Origin of the sequence: Brevibacillus parabrevis (assembly GCF_003710905.1) — a bacterium.
GTDB lineage: Bacteria > Bacillota > Bacilli > Brevibacillales > Brevibacillaceae > Brevibacillus > Brevibacillus parabrevis.
This window is the reverse complement of sequence record NZ_RHHV01000001.1, coordinates 21,301-39,066: the sequence shown is the minus strand read 5'-3', so window position 1 is coordinate 39,066 and position 17,766 is coordinate 21,301. Positions and strand designations below refer to the sequence as shown.

Sequence of the window (17,766 nt, the reverse complement as noted above, 5' to 3'; positions counted from 1 at the left end):
GACCATTTATGAAAGCGTTACGCTGGCATGGTTTAAAGGACCTCCGTCTGGAAACAATCGAACAACCTGAACCTCGCAAAGGACAGGTAAAAATCAGAGTGGAATGGTGCGGCATTTGCGGAAGCGACCTGCATGAATACGTAGCTGGACCAATCTTCATCCCGGAAGGAACCGCTCACCCGCTCACTGGCGAAAAAGCGCCAATTGTCATGGGACATGAATTTTCCGGACAAGTTGTCGAGATCGGTGAAGGCGTACAAAATATCAAGGTTGGCGACCGCGTCGTTGTTGAACCTGTTTTCGCGTGCGGCACTTGCGCGGCTTGCAACCAGGGCAAATACAACCTGTGCAGCAAAATGGGCTTCCTCGGCCTCGCTGGCGGCGGTGGCGGCTTCTCGGAATACGTTGCTTGCGACGAACACATGGTTCACAAAATCCCGGACAGCCTCTCCTATGAGCAAGGCGCACTGGTCGAGCCATCTGCTGTAGCTCTTTACGCTGTGCGTTCCAGCCAACTGAAAGCAGGAGACAAAGCAGTCGTCTTCGGTGCCGGACCAATCGGATTGCTCGTGATCGAAGCGTTGAAAGCGGCAGGCGCAGCAGAAATTTACGCTGTCGAGCTGTCTCCTGAGCGCAAAAGCAAGGCAGCAGAGCTGGGCGCAATCGTCCTCGACCCACAAGAATACGACGTGGTTCAGGAAATTCACAACCGCACCAACGGCGGGGCTGACATTGCCTTCGAAGTAACAGGCGTGCCACCAGTTCTCACCCAAGCGATCGAGTCTACGAAAATCGCCGGACAAATCATGATCGTCAGCATCTTTGAACGCGAAGCGTCGATCAAGCCGAACAACATCGTCATGAAAGAACGCTCCATGACTGGCATCATCGGCTACCGCGACGTATTCCCGGCCGTAATCAGCCTGATGGAAAAAGGCTTCTTCCCGGCGGACAAGCTCGTTACCCAACGCATCAAGCTGGACGAAATCGTCGATCACGGCTTCGAAGCGCTCCTGAAAGAGAAAAATCAGGTGAAAATCCTCGTCAGTCCAAAAGCGTAACCGAAAACGATTCCAATATCATGAATCCCTCTCACAAAACAAAGAGCGGACAGGCTGGCTACACTCCGGCCTTCCGCTCCTTTTTCTTTTCTACGCCGCCTTCGCCTCTGTCAGCGCTTTGCGCCGCTCATAGGCAAACAAGGTCATAGCCACTCCCAGCAAAGCGCACAGCATATACATGAACGAATACGAAGACAAATCCGCGACTGGCCCCATGATAATCCCGCCGAGCGAAACACCGAGATCGGCTGTGGCGATAAACAAACCGATCAGGACATTGCGGCTTGCCTGCGGCAAAACAAAGGTCAAATACGTGGTCAATGTCGGATAGAGCAGCGCCTGCGCGATTCCCATCAACACAGCCCCTACGTAAAAGAAGACAAACCCGCCCGCAGCGGACAAGCTCACACTCTGTGCCGCGACAGCGAGTATAAGCATCACTCCCATAATAAAAGAAGCGCGCCATTTGCCATCGGAAGGAATTTTTTTTCGCAAAACAAACCGCGCCAAAACGACCGTTCCCGCCTGCAGCATCAGGAAAACTCCCGCATGACCGCCGGCAATTTGCAGTGCGTACAACGGAATAAAAGCAGTCACCGCCCCGAATACAAGCGAGGATGTCAGCATCAGCACACTGCATGCGAGCAAGTGCGGATTTTTGAAAAATGGGCCGAACGCCGAAAAGGTTTCCGCTTTTCCATTCGCATTCGCCTGTCCTTGCCCGCCAGCCCCGGCTTGCCCATCGCTTGGATCGTCGATTTTGGCGGTGAACCCGACCACACCCGTCAAAATCGCAATCGCGATCATCGTGACGGCAAAGCTGCCCATCTCCCCGGGCTGCCAGATGCCCAAAGCCAAAAGCGGCCCGACGATCCCTGGCAAATACGCGCACAACGAGTACATCGATATCCCTTGGGAGCGTTCTTTTTCCGGCAGGGCATCAATAATGCCGAGCTGCAAAGCCATGGAGAAAAAGGCCGTGCACACCCCTTGCAGCATGCGAGCGACAAAATACCCTTCCAGTCCGGTAAACGTGTACAGGATCAACGCCGCCCCGTTCAGGATCAAAATCGTGCGGAGCACCTTGATCGGCCCGCGCTTTTGAATAATGTGACCAGCCCACGGGCGCAGCAGCATTGTCGTAAACAAATACGCCCCCATGACTATCCCGATGGTCGTATTGGAAGCCCCCAGCGATGAGCCTTGCAGCGGAATGATCACATTCAGTATGGAGTTGGCGCTAAAATAGAAAAGAGTCAAAACATACAACCGCAAAAAAGGCCAGGCCAACGCTCCCTTCACAACAGCTCTCCCTCCTTGTCTGTCGTCGTTACATTACAGCATGACCATGCCCAACAGCTTTCTGGCATAGGCAGACTGTACGTCTTTCAGTTGCTCGACCGCGACCGTCTCTACCACTCGTCCGCGATGTACGATCATCACCCGGTCGCATAAATAAGCCGCCGCCTGCAAATCGTGCGTAATAAACAGGTAGCTCATGCGGTATGTCTGCCCGAGCTGCTTCAACAATTGCAGCACCTGCATTTGCACGGAACCGTCCAACGAACTGATCGCTTCGTCCAGGACGATGCACGTGGGATTTGTCGCGACAGCCCTTGCGATGCACACTCGCTGCACTTCGCCCCCGGACAGCTCATGCGGATGCTTTTGGCGATAGGAGCGATCAAGCCCGACCTGATCCAGCAAAAAGTCGAGCTTGTCACTTGCCTCCTGCCCTCCCATCCCGATCAAGCGCAACGACTCCATAATCGCCGCTTCGACGGTATAAAACGGATTGATCGAAGAAGTGTAATCCTGGAACACAGCGCTGATTTTCCCGGCTCGGCCCCTGCGCTTCGTCACGCTCTCTCCCTCGAACAAAATGCTTCCGCGATCCGGCTGCTCAATCCCCAGCACGAGCCGTCCCAGCGTCGACTTCCCGCTTCCGCTCTCCCCGATGATCCCCAGACATTCTCCGTAATCGCAGGCAAAATGGATATCCGCCAGCACTTGCTCTCTTTCTCTGGAAAAAAGACCTGCTTTTTTATACGCTTTCGCTACCCCTTCAACCTTCAGCAACGTCCACGCCTCCCATCACCTGGCTGAATCGCTGGCTGAGCGCAAGCTTGTTGGACACGAGATAACGCGTATACTCATGCCGCGCCTTGGAAAAGATCTGGTGCGCCGCTCCGCTCTCGACCACTGCCCCTTCCTTCATGACCAGCACCTCATCCGCGATCTTTTTGACGACGCCCAAGTCGTGCGAGACGAAAATCATCGCGCAGCCCGTGTTCTGACGCAAAGCCATGAGCTGCTCTACCACTTCAAAGGCCGAGACGGCGTCGAGAGCTGTCGTCGGCTCATCGGCGATGATGAGATCAGGGGCAAGCACAAGCGCCAGGGCAATCATGATCCGTTGCAGCATCCCTCCGGACAACTGGTGGGGATACTTGTTCATGATCTCCCGCGGATTTCTCAGCATGACGCTCTCCATGGCCGCTGTCAGCCTGGTCGTTATCTCGTCACGCCCCCAGTCAAAGTGAGTAGCAATCGTCTCAAGCAGATGCACCCCAACTACGCATGAAGGGTCAAAGGCACGCATCCCATTTTGCACAATCAGGCAAATCTGTTTCCCGCGCTTTTGGCGCATCTCTTTTTCCGAGAGAGCCAGCAAGTTCTCCCCTTTGAACCGGATTTCTCCAGACTGACGAAGCCCGCTGTCGTTCAGCCGCATAATCGCCTTGCAGGTCAGCGACTTCCCGCTCCCGCTTTCCCCGACAATCGCCAGACAACTCCCGGCTTTTACCTGAAAAGAACTGCCAGCGACCAGGCATTGATTCGTGCCGCTGTCCCAAATTTGCAAATCCGCTACTTCCAGTACAGCCATGTGCAATCACCTCCCGCTCTTTCCACTGATTCCGGTATCCAGGGCGGAAACGAGCGCTTGCGGCTTTTGCCTGCTCCGCCCAAGCTTCGGGTCCAGGGCTGTCTGAAGCGCATCCGCCAAAAAGTTGACCGCGCAAACCGTCAGGACGATCGCCAAACCAGGGGCAAGCATCAGCTCCGGGCGGGAAAACATGACTTCCCGCGCTTCGCTCAGCATCATGCCCCACTCGGCGTTCGGAGCCTGGATTCCCAGCCCCAGAAACGAGAACCCGGATATTTGCAAGATCATCGACCCCAAGGAACTGCTGGCAATCACGGCGATGTCGGGAGTCGCCACCAAAGCGATATGCCTCGTCATGATTTGCCAGTCGCTGATCCCGATCGCTTTGGCAAACCGGACATAATCCGCCTCTGCGTACTGTCTCACAGAGGTGCGAATCACCCTGGCAAACCAGGGCCATTTGGAGAGGACAAACGCAATCAAAATATTTTCCAGGCCCACTCCCATAATCCCGATGATGGCCAAAGTCATCACATACCCGGGAAAAGACAGCATGACATCGCACAACCGCATCAAAACGGCGTCCAGCCGCCCGCGGAAATATCCGGCCACAAAACCGACGATTCCCCCGATGCCCACAGACAACACGAGCGCTGCGAGCACCCACAGCAAGCTGGGACGGATGCCGTAGATCAGCCGGGACAAGACGCATCGCCCCAACTGATCATTGCCAAGCGGATACTCCCACGAAGCCGGAGCAAAGCGCATATCCATATGCACAGCTTTTGGATCATGGGGAGCCAGAAACGGGGCAAAAATCCCGGCTGCCGCAATCAACACGAGAAAAGTGAACGATGCCATGGCGACTTTGTCGTGAAGCGCATTTTTCAGCCATTTCATGCTACAACTCTTCCCTCAGCTTTGGATTCAACGCCGCTTGAAGCACATCTGAAACCGTGTTGAACAAAATAAAAGCGACTGCCAGCACAAGCACGTACGCCTGAATGAGCGGAAAATCCCGGCTCATGATCGCTTTGACGCTCAACGTTCCCAGCCCCGGCCAGGCAAAGACGTTTTCCACCACAACAGTGCCTCCTAAAATGACAGGGATCGCCATACAAAATACGGCGGTAGTCACCTGCAACGAATTTCTTATGACATGCAGCATGATTTTTCGCTCCGGCAGCCCGCACGCCCGGCTGTAACGCACATACTCTTCATGCAAGTTGCCAAGCACCGCGCTCCTGACCATGCGAAAATAAATGCCTGCGTAGCCAATCGTGGTCACAGCGACAGGCAGCAAGTAGCTTTTGTACGAATCCATGCCGCTCGTCGGCAGCCAGTCGAGCTTGACTGCGAAGTACCAGACCAATATCGCCGCCAGCAAGTAGGGTGGAAGCGAAGCCAGCAAAAAGGATACGGCTCTGACCGCTTGATCTGTCCGCTTGCCTGCTTGCAGGGCGCATATAACCCCGAGGGCGACAGACAGCACGAGAATGGCGGCAACTGAAACCAAAGTCAGCTTGAGCGTATTGACAAAAGCCGGACCGAGCAGCGACCAGACCGATTTGCCCGTGACGTACGAATGGCCGAAATCAAGCTGCAAGCAGCTCAAGAGCCAATCCAGATAGCGCACGATAAACGGCTTGTCCATGCCAAGCTCCGCTTTGGTCTGCGCCACCAGCTCCGGAGTGATCTGCGGTACGCCTTGCGCTTGCAGCACCACCTCTGCCGGGTCGAGCGGCGAGAATTGCATCAGGCAAAAGGTGCAAAACGAAACCAAGACAAGCAGCGGAATCGAAATCAGCAGCCTTTTTAGCAAATAACGCCCCATCTCTATCCTCACTTCGTTGCAAACGACATGCGTTCAAACGGCAACTCGTATTGGGTCTGTTTAAAGGAAATGCCTTGCAAATCTTTGGGAGCGACAATCGTGACGCTGCCGTTCGTCAGTGGAATGAACACCGCTTCCTCATGCACGATATTCAAAATGTCGCGGTAAAGAGACTTGCGTGCTTGCTCCTCTGTCGACACCATGACGTCGTTGATTTTTTTATACAGCTCATCCGCCTGCGCAATGCCGCTTGTCGTATAGTAGTAGGACGACTTAGAAGTAAAAGCCGCGATCGTGCTTTGCGGATCGTAAGCCAGTCCCCATGTTTGGTTGAAAAGCAAATCGTAGTCGCCACTGGATCTGCGGCTGGCAATAGAAGAGGACTCCTCTCCGATCAAGTCGAGTTGAATCCCGATCCCCTTCAACTGATCCTGCATCCATTCCGCTTCCATTTTTTGCGCAGAGGAGTTCACATCGTAGTAGAGTTTCATCGCCAGCACCGCTCCGTTTTTCTTGCGCACACCGCCTGCCTGCTCCGCGAGCCACCCTGCCTCCTCCAACAGTTGCTTGGCTTTTTCGGGAGCATACTCGCGCTGCTTCAACTCGACATTGGCATAGTTGACGTTGGAAGAAAAGAGAGTGTCGGCTGGCGGCTCCGTTCCCGCAAAAATTTGTTTGCTGATCAGCTCTCTGTCCATCGCGTACCAGAGCGCTTCACGGACAGCGCGGTCGTGGACGGGACTCTCCTTCTTGCTGCTGTTTGCTGCCAAAAAGTTCGTGTTCATCGGCTGGCTGCGGACAATCTGGTATTTTCCCGACTGTTCCAACTGGTTCATCGCCTCTACGTCGAGATTGTTCGCCCCCCGGTCATCGGTAAAGGCAAAATTGACCTCGCCTTTTTGCAGCGCCAAATACGTTGTTTCCCCCGCCGGAAGCACCTTCGCCGTAATTTTTTTGATAGCTGGCGCACCGCCCCAGTATTGTTCATTCGCTTCGAAGACGGCGGACTGTTCCGCTTTATGCTCGACCAGCCTGTATGGCCCGGTACCGCTGTAACCGTTCAGCCCGTCTTTCGTTTCACCCTCGATAAAATTTTTCGGGGAGACAAACACATACGGGCGCGTCATCGACAACTCCACTAGAGTCGGATAATAAGGCTCGGTCAACACCAACTCGACAGTATGCTCGTCCACCACGTTGCAGCTTGCGATCTTGGTCGACAGCTTGATCCAGGAATGCTTGGCGGCATTGTGCTGGACCGCCTCGATATTTTTCTTTACAGCGTCTGCGTTGAAGGGCGCTCCGTCGTGAAACGTCACATTTTTTCGCAGATGAAACGTGTAAACCTTGCCGTCTCCAGAAATCTCCCAAGATTCAGCCAACAGCGGTTTGATTCCCTCTTCGGTATTTTCCACCAGCGACTCATACAGCATGCCCTGCGCGAACATGGAGCCTGTGTACAGATGAGGGTTCATATCTTTTATATCTTTGGATACAGCCATGACAAGTTCCCGGGCTTGCTTCTCCGGTTCGCTCGGCGCTGCGTTTTCATTTCCGCATCCCGCCAATACCAGCAGCGAAACGATTGCTCCCCATAGCCATCCTGCTTGTGCTTTTTTCATGCTCGATCCTCCTGCGTTTCCTGTTCATTTTGTCTGTCTAGTGATGCACCTTTCCCAGCTCGCGGCAAACCAGCTGCACGTCGCTCTCGAAGCTTTGCACGCGAAACGCCTCTGATAGTGACTCGCCTGCAAGCGCGGCAGCGGCTTCCTCCAGTTTCTTTTCATACGTAGCGATAAGCTTGTCCATCGTCGGGCAAAGAGCGCCCACATACGCGGCAATTCCGCGAATCATTTTGATCCGGTAGTAATCCTCTTTCGGCATGCGCGGCATATCCCAGCTGCCTTCGCTGTTGACGAACATCGTGCGGATCGGAACGGCGGAAAAGTCGAAATACCTGCCGTTTTGATCCGGTTCGGAGTACGGATCGACCAGCAAAGACGTATAGCGGATATACAGCAAATACGCTTGACGGATCGGTTCGAAAAACGGGAAGTTCTCAATGTCACGGCGCGACAGGCTCTCCAGACGCACCGGGTAATTGTCGTCGGTCATAAACTGCAAAAGGTTGACGCCTTTCATGCCGAGCTTTTCTACCACATTCGTGATTTCCTGCCACAGCCCGAGCATATCGAAAATGACGTGCTGCGTGATCGGACCTTCCGGAAACATTTTGTACACGTACTTCGGCACCTTTTCCTCTCCGAAAATGACGCGCAGCGAAAACTCGTTCATGAATAAAGGCGGGTGCACGTACAGCGATATATTTCGCGTCTCGGCCTCAAGCGGGGAATCCTTGGCTTCCAGTGCAATTCCCATGCGCTCGTACAGCTCGCGCAGCCTTTTGACAGAAGCAGAGAGCAGATTGGTAGAGCCGATGAAGACTTTTTTCTTCACTCCTGTCGTCACGACTTCATGCGACGGATCGCCATTCAACCAGCGTGTGTCGCCGAGATACGTGGAAAAGCTGATCACTTCCGCGTCCGATTGCCGCTCCTGCAAATATTGCCGGACCAGGCCGCCGGAGCCGAATGTCGGCGAAATCAGGACAACTCTTCGCACCTGTTGCCATACCGACTCATCCAGTTGCTGCAACACTTCTATGTACGCATCGGCCGTGACAGACAAAACAATCGTGTCCCACTCGCCATAAACCGTCTGATACCCGCAAAACAAGTAATCGAGGACGCATTCCCCAGCCAGTCTGCGGTGCTGCTCATTTTGTACATGGACAATCAGGCGCTGGCCGCTTTCTTTGACTGCCGAAAAGAACGACGCAGAGCGCACCGATTTTCGCCCGACCATTCCCACCTGGCAGTTCCACTCGTTTTTCAGCAAAACAGCCAATTGAACCGCTACCGGACCCGTTCCCAGCAGCAACACTCGTTGCAAGACGTTCATACACAACCTCCCTATTGGATGACTGCTGCTTTGCGATACAAAGCGATGTCAAAAACATGCTCAGGACGCAAGACGGTTTCGACCAGCCTCCACTTTTGCTCGTCGACCGCTTCCATCGGATAGTTGAACAGCGACTTCAAGTGATCGCCATACCGCATGGCGACGACCACGTCTTCCTTTGTCAGCGCGTGTAGCTGATCGAGAATCTCGTATTTATTCGAGACAGTCGAACTGAAGATGATATGGGTCGCCTCCTTCGTCACAGGAAGCTGCTCGACATACGATCTCTCCAGTTGAATCGGCAGCCCCGGTCCAAGCCTATCGACTACTTTTTGCCCGAGCTGGATAGCCTCCTCGTCTATATCGATCCCGACGACGGGCGCTCCAGTGCGCTTCGCAATCAATAAAGGCGTCATCGGGTAGGAACCGGAGCCGACCAGCAGCACTTTGGAGTTTGCCCCTACCTGAAAGCTCCCAAATTCCTCCTCGATGCACGATTCGATATTTTTGAAGTAGTCCGCTCCTTCTGCTTGCCCGCCAAGCAGCTTCAACGCCCGGTATTTTTCCATGATCGCCACGCAACGCGACGCCACCTGCCTCACATCCGCTATCAGCCCTTGAAATGGTTCCGGCTCGTTTTGCACCAGCCATTCCCAGGCTTCCTTGTTGCTTTCTGCCGTCACAAAAGCAGAGTATTCATCGATCACAGCGGCAAGCTCGAAGCTGTGCTGGATCGTACCGTCATACACCTTCGCCAATTCGGAAAATCTTTGGCAAAAATCCCGGACACACTCCTGAAACAGTTCTGGTTTGATCACTCCACTCCCACCTTCACCCTCTTCAATTGTTGCTCCCTATTTCGATATACGCTTTGCCTTGTGCGACAATGCCGACAGACCCGCCAATTTGCAAACGAACGACTTCCTGCCCTCGCCAAGTGGCATCCACATGGATGGTCCCTCCCGGCTGTCTGATCTCAACAGACGTATCTTTTTGCTGCTTCCAGGCGAGATAGGCACCGACCGAAGCGGTTCCCGATCCGCAGCCGCGCTCCCAAACCAAGCTGTCCAGCTCGGGAACGTAAATGAGCGGCGCAAGCTCGTTTCTGACAGGCTGATACAACAAAATCCCGACCATGCTCCACTCCGACACCGAGCCAAGAAGCTTCGCCAGCGACTCTGCCCTTTTCCGCAAATCCTCGCAAATGATTTCGGCTTCAATCACGACGTGCAAAAAGTCCGGGTATCTGACCATCGCCAGGTTCCATTCGCTGCCCTCGTACGAAATCGTGCGCTGCTCCAAACGCTGCGGCACTGGCATATCAAGCTGGCAGTAGTATTCATCCGCGAGGCGGTTGACCCGGCAATTCACAAGCCCTTCCGCTCCAGATACCCCTAACCGGACTTCTGTCCGCTCATTGGGGCCAAGACCGTTCTCCCAGGCGAGCCAAGCAGCCAGAGCCATGCACGCATTTCCGCAAAATTCACCTCCCGCCATTTGCAAATGAGCACGCGCTCCATCCTGCTGCGCCTGTTCAATAAAGCCGACTTGCTCTGCATGTACGCTGTCGTAGGACATCAGCCTGGACGCAATGCGCGAATACTGCTCCGTCAGATGCTTCGTTTTCACCAGAATCGTCATGTTTTGCGTGGGATTGAACTTGATAAAATCGACTTCTTGCCTCATGATCCCCACCCTTTACACATATGATTAACGTAAGCATCTTGGGTTGTTTAAATGAAAAACGTAATCATTACGTTTTAATACCGATAACTATATGGTACAATTCTGGTGATTGTCAATGTGTTCCAAATATATTTTTTTGTCGCCATGCTCCGGAGTACCGATATCGAGACAATGGTCAGGAAATCAATCTGTACCCTAGACGGAGGAATGAGAGAGCAATATTTCAAATGTCCCCCTGTGATATAACTAACATGACTTTTCAAACAGGGAGATGAGGACATGAGCAAGTTGAATGGAAAAATCGCTTTGGTAACGGGAGCAAGTCGCGGTATTGGCCGCGGCATCGCACTGCGTCTCGCACAAGATGGCGCATTGGTCGCCGTACATTATGGCCGCAGACAAAAGGAAGCCGAGGAAGTCGTGCAGGAGATCGAGAAAAACGGCGGTGCTGCCTTTGCCGTCGGTGCCGACTTGCGCACGCTCGCGGGTATTCACGACTTGTTTGCCGCTTTGGATGATGCCTTGATCGCTCGCACCGGAGAGCGTCAGTTTGATATTTTGGTGAACAACGCGGGGATCGGTCAGATTTTGTCTCTGGAAGAAGCGACAGAAGAATCGTTCGATGAAGTCATGAGCATCAATGTAAAAGGTCCGTTTTTTGTCATCCAGCAAGCCTTGTCTCGTCTGAAAGATGGCGGGCGGATCATCAATCTGTCGTCGTTTGTGACGCGCGTAGCTTCGCCAACGGTTTTTGCCTACAGCGTGTCCAAAGGAGCGATGGATACCCTCACGCTCGCGCTGGCAAAACAGCTTGGCAGCCGCCACATCACGGTAAACGCCATTCAACCGGGTATCATCAATACCGAAATGAATGCTGGCACCCTGCAAAACAATCCAGACGGACAAAAATACGCCGCAAGCCTGTCCATTTTCAACAGATGGGGCGAGCCAGAAGACGTGGCAGATATCGCTTCCTTCCTCGCCTCGCCTGACAGTCGGTGGGTAACCGGACAATTGCTTGACGCCAGTGGCGGATCGCGGTTGTAAGGACACTCGACGCAAAAAAGGGCTGTCTCCCAAGTCGATTTTCCGACTGCGAGACGCCCTTTTTTCACAATGCTCCGACTGTTCCGGGCGATTGCTGCGGCTGCCAGGCTGCCGCTTGCCTAAACTTGCCCATTCGCTCCAGCGCCCGCTGCAAATCGTCACGCGAGCTTGCATGGGAGCAGCGAATAAAGCCCTCTCCGCCTGCTCCGAACACACGTCCCGGTACGACTGCCACCTTACCTTCCCCACTCCTGTTTCCGCTCATGCACGGAGCTGGCAATCATTCGATCCAGCAGCTGCGTATAGGTCATGCCTGCTGCCGCTGCGCTTTTTGGAAACAGACTGTTGGCGGTCATGCCCGGCAGCGTATTCACTTCCAGCACATACGGTGTATCCTGATACAAAATCATGTCGATCCTGGCGTACACTTTGCATTGCATCAACTGATAGCTGGTCAGTGCCGCATGATGTACGCGCTGCTCCACAACAGCGGGAAGCTGAATCACCTTTTCCTCCGCGCCGCCGACCTCGTATTTTGCCTGGTAGTCGAACCACTCCGAATGGGCGGAGCGAATCCCGATAATCGGCAAAACCTCGCCATCCAAGATCGCAACGGTCAGCTCTGTCCCTTTTATATACGGCTCAATCAAAATCGTCTCGCCCAAGCTGCAAGCTCCCTGGACAGCCGCCAACAGCTCCTGCTCGTTTTGCACAAGCTGGACACCGATGCTCGATCCGCCCGTATTCGGCTTCACAATAACCGGGTAACCTAGCTGCGCCACCATCTGCGGGTCATAATCGTTCATTCCTTGCCAGCAAAGACCCGCAGGCGTGTGCACGCCCGCTGCTTTGAGCAGCATTTTGCTCAGTTGTTTATTCATGCACAGACTGCTAGCCAAGACCCCGCTGCCTGTATAGGGAATGCCCAGCGTCTCCAGCGCGCCCTGCACCGTGCCGTCCTCCCCATACTCGCCGTGCAGCGCCAACAGAGCGACATCAATTCCTGCCTGCTGAACTTGCCTGATTAAATCCGGCCGCTGATCGATCACGATGGGAACGACCTCGTAGCGACTGCGATCCAACTGTTTGATCATCTCTTGGCCTGTTTGCAGAGAAACCTGACGCTCCGAGGAAACCCCGCCCATAATGACACCAATTTTCATCGTGACACCTCTCCTTTATCGTTATCCTTGCAAAAATTTGCGCGTCTGCTCGCCGATTATGCGAATGCCCCGTTCGATATTTTCATCCGTTACCCGTGAAAAGCCTAACCGCAATGTATGCACGCCTTCGCCTTCCGCAATGAAAAACTTGTCTCCCGGCGTAAAAATAACGCCTTGCTCCGTGCAAGCTGCCAGCAGTTGACGGGTATTAACGCCTGGCGGGAAAGCAAGAAACAAGTGCAGGCCCCCGTCTCCAGACAGCTGCGCTTCCGGAAGGTGCGCTTCACAGCATGCTTTTGTCAGCTCGTATTTGCGCTTGTATTCCGTCCGCGCTTTTTTGACGTACTTATCAAAATTTCCGTTCAGCAAATATTGGTACAAGATCGCTTGATCGATGGTGGATGTATGAATCGTGCGTGCGCGCTTGATGCTTTCCAGCGTGTCGATCAGCGCTCTGTCTCCAAGCACCCAGCCTACTCGCAGGCCAGGGAACAGCACCTTGGAAAAGCTGCCGATGTAGATGACCCCGTTCCCTTTTCCCACTGTGGCAATCAAAGGCGACACATGCGCTCCCGAGTAGCGCAGCTCCTCATTGAACCCATCCTCGATTACCGGAACTTGATAGCGGCTCATGACATTCATGACGGCGCTGCGCTTGGCTGGCGACATGACGATGCCAGTCGGATTGTGATAGGAAGGAATCAGGTAGGCCAAATCGAAGCGATTGGCTTTTAGCACTGCCTCCAGCCGCTCCACATCGATGCCGTCACGTTCCAGCGGAATGCCAGTTATCTCGAATCCGTGCAGCTTCAAGTTTTTGATCGCCGTATGGTGGGTCGGATTTTCACAAATGGCCGCACCGCGACGCCCGGAAGGCCGTAAAGCGGACAGCACCATGTCAAAGCCTTCTGTAAACCCGCTTGTGATCAACATGTCCTTGCCGCTTATATCCACGCCTTTGTTTTCCATATAGCGCATCAAGTATTCCATCAGCGGCTTGTAGCCTTTGGCATAGCCGTAGTTGAGCAGCACCTGCCCCTCGATCGCCATGCGATCCATAAACGCCCGCTTTACATCCCCCAGATCGAACAAATGCTCATCCGGCGCAATGCTCGTAAACGAGATCGTTCCTTTTTGGGCGCGTATGCCCTGCTTCATCATGTCCAGCTCTACAGCTGCTACCGCATACTCGTTCATTTTCGCCTTCCAATCGACTTGCCAGCTGGCGGGGCCTTCCGTTCCTCCACTATCTGTGGCTGACTGGTCCACTATAGCAGCCACGTAGCTGCCCTTGCCGGGGATCGCATACGCAAAGCCGTCATCCGCCAAGCCTTCATAGGCGGCGATCACTGTATTGCGGCTCACTTTCAAAAGACCGCTCATCTCTCGCGTGGACGGCAGCTTCTGATCCGCTTGCAGCGCCCCTTTTATCATCAAACGTTTAAGGTATTCTTTTACTTGGATCACGACCGGCCGGTCATCGACGAGCTTGAAATCATGGAACATCCTTCATCGCCCCCATCTACAATGATGGCACAGAAGACGCGCGAAAAAAAAGAACCACCGCGATCGATTTTTCATCGTGCGGCGGTTCCTTGCTCGCTTCCCCCATTAGGTGACAAGCTTTGCTTCTTCAACTTTGTTTCAGATCTTTTATATACCATGCATCCATTGCGGAATGTTCAGAGCCAGGTAGCGGCTCAGGTAAAAGGGTAAAGCCAAACTTCTCATACAATCTGCACGCAGCTTTCAGCTCGTGCTGTGTTTCCAGGTAGCATTTTTCATAATGCTCGGCAGCAAATGCCAAAGCTGTTTCCATCAACTGTTTCCCAAACCCCAGACCTTGCGTTTTGGGACTTAAATATAGCTTTTGCAATTCGCAAATTTTCTCGCGCTCGTCAAACGGCGCTATGCCAATCCCGCCAGCAACCTCGCCATTGATTTCAACCACCCAATACTGGCTGTTTTTCAAGCGAGTATAGTATTGGTGAAGATCGTCAAGCTGCGGATCAAAGTAAGCTGTCCCTGGGATGTCTAGCCCAAGCGATTTTAATGAATCTTGAATGATTTTTTTGATTTGCGCATTGTCTTCTTTGCTTATTTCGCGGATAACCATATGCTTTCTCTCCTTCAAAAGTTGACTCAGTCCACATTTTAAAAGTACAATTATACTAATCTTAAATGTGGACTAAGTCAACTAAAAAGGAGCCTATATGAATAAGCAAAGCATCTCTGACATTCGGCAATTCAATCGGTTTTATACGAAGATACTGGGCTTATTTAATGATCAAATTTTAGAGACCAATTATACATTAACGGAAGCGCGGGTATTGTTTGAGATCAGCGAGAGAACGGAATGCATCGCCAACAACCTCGTGCAAGAGCTTCGGATCGATAGAAGCTACATGAGTCGAATTTTACGCAAATTTGAGAGAGAAGAACTCATAGAGAAAAAAACTTCACTGACCGATAGCAGAAAAACGTTCCTTTCTTTAACACAAAAAGGGAGAGAGATATTGGATAACATTCACAGCCAGTCAGACGAACAAATCGAGCAATTGCTGGATGGACTGACTGATCGTGACGTGAACGAGATTTGCGAGGCAATGGCACTCATCCAAGAGAAATTGAGCAAAGCAAAAATGAACAGCAAGTAATCTAAGCCTGGTCTGGAAACGCATGCATCACATGCCTGAACAATAAAAGACGCTGCACCCCTATGAGTACAGGGATGCAGCGTTTTTGTCAGCGTATAGATTTACGTCCCTTTTCCCGCTTTAGCCATAGCGCCTTGCTGCGGAACGGACTTTTTCCATTGCAAGCCAATAATCAGAATCAGCGTTACAACGGCCAGGAAAATACTGCATCCTAACGCCAAGGTGAAGGCGTTTAGCTGCAGGTGCATATCAGCTGCTGCTTGCCCTGAGAGAGCTGCAAAAAATACGGTCCCGATTACGGCGACTCCAAGCGCATTGGCTGTCTGCATGAAAGTGCTCAATATGCCTGACGCCGCTCCTACATATTCCCTTCCGACACCTGACATAATCGTTCCCATCAGCGGAGCGCCAACCAAACCTTGTCCCAAGCCGATCAGGAAGAATGGCAAAATGAGCTGCTGCCAGTACAGCTCAGCGGCCAAGGCATAACACGCCGCTATGACTGCCGCATAGCCCGCGATCAAGACCGTTGCCCCCACTTTCAGCACATGGGCATTTTTCTTTGCCCACTTCGGCCCAAGCAACGATGCGATAAAAAAGCCAAGCCCGATCGGAGTGAACGCCAGCGCCGAATCCATGGCAGAAAGGGACAAAGCGTCCTGTAGCGTTATGGATACAACGAGAAAAAACCCGCTATTGCCGATTTGATAAGCCAAAATGGTAAGGACACCCAGAGTAAAAGAACGCTCGTGAAAAATCGCTGCAGGAATCAACGGCTTCTCCCCGCGCTCAACCATTCTCTTTTCGTGTATGCGAAACAGGAAGAAAGCAACGAGCGCTCCCGCAAAGCTTGCGAATACCCACAGCGGCCAACCCGCCTCTCTTCCGACAACCAGCGGATAGATCAACAGCAGCAAGCTGCCCGTCAAAATGAAGATGCCGAGCGCGTCAATTTTTTGCTTTCCTGCCGATTTTGTTTCCTTGATCAATGGAATGATGAGCAAAACAGCCAAAATACCAAAAGGAATGTTAATAAAAAACAAGGAACTCCAACCGAGCCCTCCGATATCAAAATGGAGCAGTGCGCCACCGACCATTTGTCCCGCGATCAAGCCAAGCCCGCTGACTGCACCGTAAAAACCAATCGCCTTCCCTTTTTCCTCAGGCGGAAAGATCACCTGAATAATAGCCAGCACTTGGGGGATCAAAAGCGCGGCGCCAACCCCTTGGATGACACGTGAAAAAATCAAAAATCCTGCGCTTGTCGAAAATCCACATAAGGCAGAAGCCACGGTAAATATGATCATACCGACAATGAACAGCTTTTTGCGTCCCAGCCAATCCCCCAGACGAGCGCCAGTAATCAGCAACACAGCATAAGAAAGCACATAGGCAGCCACAATGAATTGAATTTGTGTGGTACTCGCGTGTAATTGTTCTTCAATCGTTGGAATCGCTACGTTTACAATAAACGAATCCAACAACACCATAAAAGTCCCAAGCAATAAAACAGCCAGCGCCCACCAGCGCTTTGGATCGATCGCCTTTGCGGTCTCCGGATTAGCCGTGTTCATGCAGAGTCGCACTTCCTTTTCCGTTATTTTAGGAGTATTTTTAAATACTACTATTTACAGATCAAAAATAGAGGAATACTGTTTTACAAGTATTCCTTGTACGCATCAATGATCCGCTCATAATGCTTCCCGTACTTCGCTTCCAGCTCTTTGCCAAAATCGCGCTCCACTTGCTCCATGATGAGGTCATGGTAAAACGTGTTTTGCAACAGCTCAATGAGCGAAGGGTGATTTGTTTCCAGAGCGGTGGGCTTGATGCCTTTCCCAAAGCTGCCAAGCAAAGCGGAATGAACATCACACAAAATCGAAAATTTTCGCGTGCGAACCGAGCTCCACTCTTCGCTTCTTTGGTGAATGATCACATTTTTTACGCTCGTGTTGCATTCCCCGATCGAGATCAGCGTAACAGCAACCCCGCGCTTTTCCGCTTCCAGAAGCGGCTCTTCCACCCAGCTCACATCTTCGGACCAAATATCTACGACAATGCTTTTGTCCGCATTCGCAATCAGGCGATGAATAACCGTTTCGATCGTTTTGTCACCTTGCCAACTGTAAAAAGACGGCGGCGTAGTGGGGACAGCATTCAATTGCTCCTGAAGCACACGCGTTGTTTGTTCAAATTCCGTTTTCAGCAGACGAACAAGCTGTGCAATCGGGACGGCATCATAGAGCACAGGCTCGCTTTCGATCACCCGGCATATGCCCTTTTCCGTTAAAGAGCGCAGGGCCGCATACACATTCGTGCGGGATACGGATACTTTTTTGGCAACCTCATAACCGGAAATCTTCGGGTCCTCATGAAGCGCCAAATAGCATCTTGCTTCCAGATCGGATAATCCGATTTTTCGCAGCTCATCAATCATGGCTCTACCTCCTTTCTTATCCGTTTGTTTTTA

17 protein-coding genes and 1 pseudogene are annotated in these 17,766 nt (G+C 52.5%); 3 read left to right on the top strand and 15 right to left on the bottom strand.

Annotated elements, in window-relative coordinates; all coding sequences use genetic code 11:
* Positions 1-8 precede the first annotated feature (8 nt).
* Positions 9-1,061: a 2,3-butanediol dehydrogenase gene (locus tag EDM60_RS00220; RefSeq protein WP_063229073.1), complete on the top strand. Its 1,053-nt coding sequence runs from the start codon at positions 9-11 to the stop codon at positions 1,059-1,061.
* Between the two features lie 90 nt (positions 1,062-1,151).
* On the opposite strand, the gene cntE is transcribed toward EDM60_RS00220, so the two are convergent.
* From cntE to EDM60_RS00175, 9 genes are read right to left on the bottom strand one after another with little or no spacing between them, the layout of a single operon-like run.
* The gene (gene cntE / locus EDM60_RS00215; RefSeq protein WP_122962170.1) at positions 1,152-2,363 is read right to left on the bottom strand and encodes a staphylopine family metallophore export MFS transporter CntE; all 1,212 of its coding nucleotides are present in this window, start codon (positions 2,361-2,363) and stop codon (positions 1,152-1,154) included.
* Positions 2,364-2,396: 33 nt separating this feature from the next.
* Positions 2,397-3,140, bottom strand: coding sequence for an ABC transporter ATP-binding protein (locus tag EDM60_RS00210; protein WP_122962169.1), 744 nt, complete (start codon positions 3,138-3,140; stop codon positions 2,397-2,399).
* Positions 3,127-3,948, bottom strand: coding sequence for a staphylopine uptake ABC transporter ATP-binding protein CntD (cntD, locus tag EDM60_RS00205; protein WP_122962168.1), 822 nt, complete (start codon positions 3,946-3,948; stop codon positions 3,127-3,129). The genes EDM60_RS00210 and cntD overlap by 14 nt, the downstream gene beginning before the upstream one ends.
* Before the next feature lie 6 nt (positions 3,949-3,954).
* Positions 3,955-4,848, bottom strand: coding sequence for a staphylopine uptake ABC transporter permease subunit CntC (gene cntC, locus EDM60_RS00200; RefSeq protein ID WP_122962167.1), 894 nt, complete (start codon positions 4,846-4,848; stop codon positions 3,955-3,957).
* Between the two features lies 1 nt (position 4,849).
* Positions 4,850-5,782 carry a nickel/cobalt ABC transporter permease gene (gene opp1B, locus EDM60_RS00195; protein WP_122962166.1) on the bottom strand — a complete coding sequence of 311 codons (933 nt, stop codon included), beginning with the start codon at positions 5,780-5,782 and terminating at the stop codon, positions 4,850-4,852.
* A gap of 8 nt (positions 5,783-5,790) precedes the next feature.
* The gene (cntA, locus tag EDM60_RS00190) at positions 5,791-7,404 is read right to left on the bottom strand and encodes a staphylopine-dependent metal ABC transporter substrate-binding lipoprotein (RefSeq protein ID WP_122962165.1); all 1,614 of its coding nucleotides are present in this window, start codon (positions 7,402-7,404) and stop codon (positions 5,791-5,793) included.
* 37 nt (positions 7,405-7,441) lie between these two features.
* Entirely contained in the window at positions 7,442-8,743 is a 1,302-nt protein-coding gene (locus tag EDM60_RS00185) for an opine metallophore biosynthesis dehydrogenase (RefSeq protein WP_122962164.1), read from the bottom strand.
* 11 nt (positions 8,744-8,754) lie between these two features.
* The gene (locus EDM60_RS00180; RefSeq protein ID WP_122962163.1) at positions 8,755-9,561 is read right to left on the bottom strand and encodes a methyltransferase domain-containing protein; all 807 of its coding nucleotides are present in this window, start codon (positions 9,559-9,561) and stop codon (positions 8,755-8,757) included.
* 22 nt (positions 9,562-9,583) lie between these two features.
* Complete coding sequence (locus EDM60_RS00175) at positions 9,584-10,429, bottom strand: histidine racemase CntK family protein (RefSeq protein WP_122962162.1); 846 nt, start codon at positions 10,427-10,429, stop codon at positions 9,584-9,586.
* 279 nt (positions 10,430-10,708) lie between these two features.
* On the opposite strand from EDM60_RS00175, the gene EDM60_RS00170 reads away from it, so the two are divergent.
* Positions 10,709-11,476: an SDR family oxidoreductase gene (locus EDM60_RS00170; RefSeq protein WP_122962161.1), complete on the top strand. Its 768-nt coding sequence runs from the start codon at positions 10,709-10,711 to the stop codon at positions 11,474-11,476.
* A 64-nt stretch (positions 11,477-11,540) separates the two neighbouring features.
* On the opposite strand, the pseudogene EDM60_RS00165 reads toward EDM60_RS00170, so the two are convergent.
* The 4 genes and pseudogenes from EDM60_RS00165 to EDM60_RS00150 all read right to left on the bottom strand — a co-directional run.
* Positions 11,541-11,720 (bottom strand): annotated as a pseudogene (locus EDM60_RS00165) (hypothetical protein); the annotation flags it as partial.
* A complete protein-coding gene (locus tag EDM60_RS00160; protein ID WP_122962160.1) occupies positions 11,713-12,639 on the bottom strand; it encodes a D-alanine--D-alanine ligase in 927 nt (308 codons plus the stop codon). The gene EDM60_RS00160 and the pseudogene EDM60_RS00165, both read right to left, overlap by 8 nt.
* Positions 12,640-12,660: 21 nt before the next feature.
* Positions 12,661-14,145: an aminotransferase-like domain-containing protein gene (locus tag EDM60_RS00155; protein ID WP_122962159.1), complete on the bottom strand. Its 1,485-nt coding sequence runs from the start codon at positions 14,143-14,145 to the stop codon at positions 12,661-12,663.
* A 127-nt stretch (positions 14,146-14,272) separates the two neighbouring features.
* Complete coding sequence (locus EDM60_RS00150; protein ID WP_122962158.1) at positions 14,273-14,755, bottom strand: GNAT family N-acetyltransferase; 483 nt, start codon at positions 14,753-14,755, stop codon at positions 14,273-14,275.
* A gap of 97 nt (positions 14,756-14,852) precedes the next feature.
* On the opposite strand from EDM60_RS00150, the gene EDM60_RS00145 reads away from it, so the two are divergent.
* On the top strand, positions 14,853-15,296 hold the full coding sequence (locus EDM60_RS00145; RefSeq protein WP_122962157.1) for a MarR family winged helix-turn-helix transcriptional regulator: 444 nt from the start codon (positions 14,853-14,855) through the stop codon (positions 15,294-15,296).
* Between the two features lie 101 nt (positions 15,297-15,397).
* On the opposite strand, the gene EDM60_RS00140 is transcribed toward EDM60_RS00145, so the two are convergent.
* Both EDM60_RS00140 and EDM60_RS00135 read right to left on the bottom strand, forming a co-directional pair.
* On the bottom strand, positions 15,398-16,870 hold the full coding sequence (locus tag EDM60_RS00140; RefSeq protein WP_122962156.1) for an MFS transporter: 1,473 nt from the start codon (positions 16,868-16,870) through the stop codon (positions 15,398-15,400).
* 83 nt (positions 16,871-16,953) lie between these two features.
* Positions 16,954-17,733 carry a TrmB family transcriptional regulator gene (locus EDM60_RS00135; RefSeq protein WP_122962155.1) on the bottom strand — a complete coding sequence of 260 codons (780 nt, stop codon included), beginning with the start codon at positions 17,731-17,733 and terminating at the stop codon, positions 16,954-16,956.
* Positions 17,734-17,766 lie beyond the last annotated feature (33 nt).

Excerpts from the sequence above, each read along its gene's own strand:
- EDM60_RS00150 (WP_122962158.1), bottom strand. The coding sequence starts at position 14,755 with ATGGTTATCCGCGAAATAAGCAAAGAAGACAATGCGCAAATCAAAAAA.
- opp1B (WP_122962166.1), bottom strand. The coding sequence starts at position 5,782 with ATGGGGCGTTATTTGCTAAAAAGGCTGCTGATTTCGATTCCGCTGCTT.
- cntA (WP_122962165.1), bottom strand. The coding sequence starts at position 7,404 with ATGAAAAAAGCACAAGCAGGATGGCTATGGGGAGCAATCGTTTCGCTG.
- EDM60_RS00140 (WP_122962156.1), bottom strand. The coding sequence starts at position 16,870 with ATGAACACGGCTAATCCGGAGACCGCAAAGGCGATCGATCCAAAGCGC.
- EDM60_RS00185 (WP_122962164.1), bottom strand. The coding sequence starts at position 8,743 with ATGAACGTCTTGCAACGAGTGTTGCTGCTGGGAACGGGTCCGGTAGCG.
- EDM60_RS00160 (WP_122962160.1), bottom strand. The coding sequence starts at position 12,639 with ATGAAAATTGGTGTCATTATGGGCGGGGTTTCCTCGGAGCGTCAGGTT.
- EDM60_RS00170 (WP_122962161.1), top strand. The coding sequence starts at position 10,709 with ATGAGCAAGTTGAATGGAAAAATCGCTTTGGTAACGGGAGCAAGTCGC.
- EDM60_RS00135 (WP_122962155.1), bottom strand. The coding sequence starts at position 17,733 with ATGATTGATGAGCTGCGAAAAATCGGATTATCCGATCTGGAAGCAAGA.
- EDM60_RS00145 (WP_122962157.1), top strand. The coding sequence starts at position 14,853 with ATGAATAAGCAAAGCATCTCTGACATTCGGCAATTCAATCGGTTTTAT.
- EDM60_RS00175 (WP_122962162.1), bottom strand. The coding sequence starts at position 10,429 with ATGAGGCAAGAAGTCGATTTTATCAAGTTCAATCCCACGCAAAACATG.
- EDM60_RS00220 (WP_063229073.1), top strand. The coding sequence starts at position 9 with ATGAAAGCGTTACGCTGGCATGGTTTAAAGGACCTCCGTCTGGAAACA.
- cntD (WP_122962168.1), bottom strand. The coding sequence starts at position 3,948 with ATGGCTGTACTGGAAGTAGCGGATTTGCAAATTTGGGACAGCGGCACG.
- EDM60_RS00155 (WP_122962159.1), bottom strand. The coding sequence starts at position 14,145 with ATGTTCCATGATTTCAAGCTCGTCGATGACCGGCCGGTCGTGATCCAA.
- cntC (WP_122962167.1), bottom strand. The coding sequence starts at position 4,848 with ATGAAATGGCTGAAAAATGCGCTTCACGACAAAGTCGCCATGGCATCG.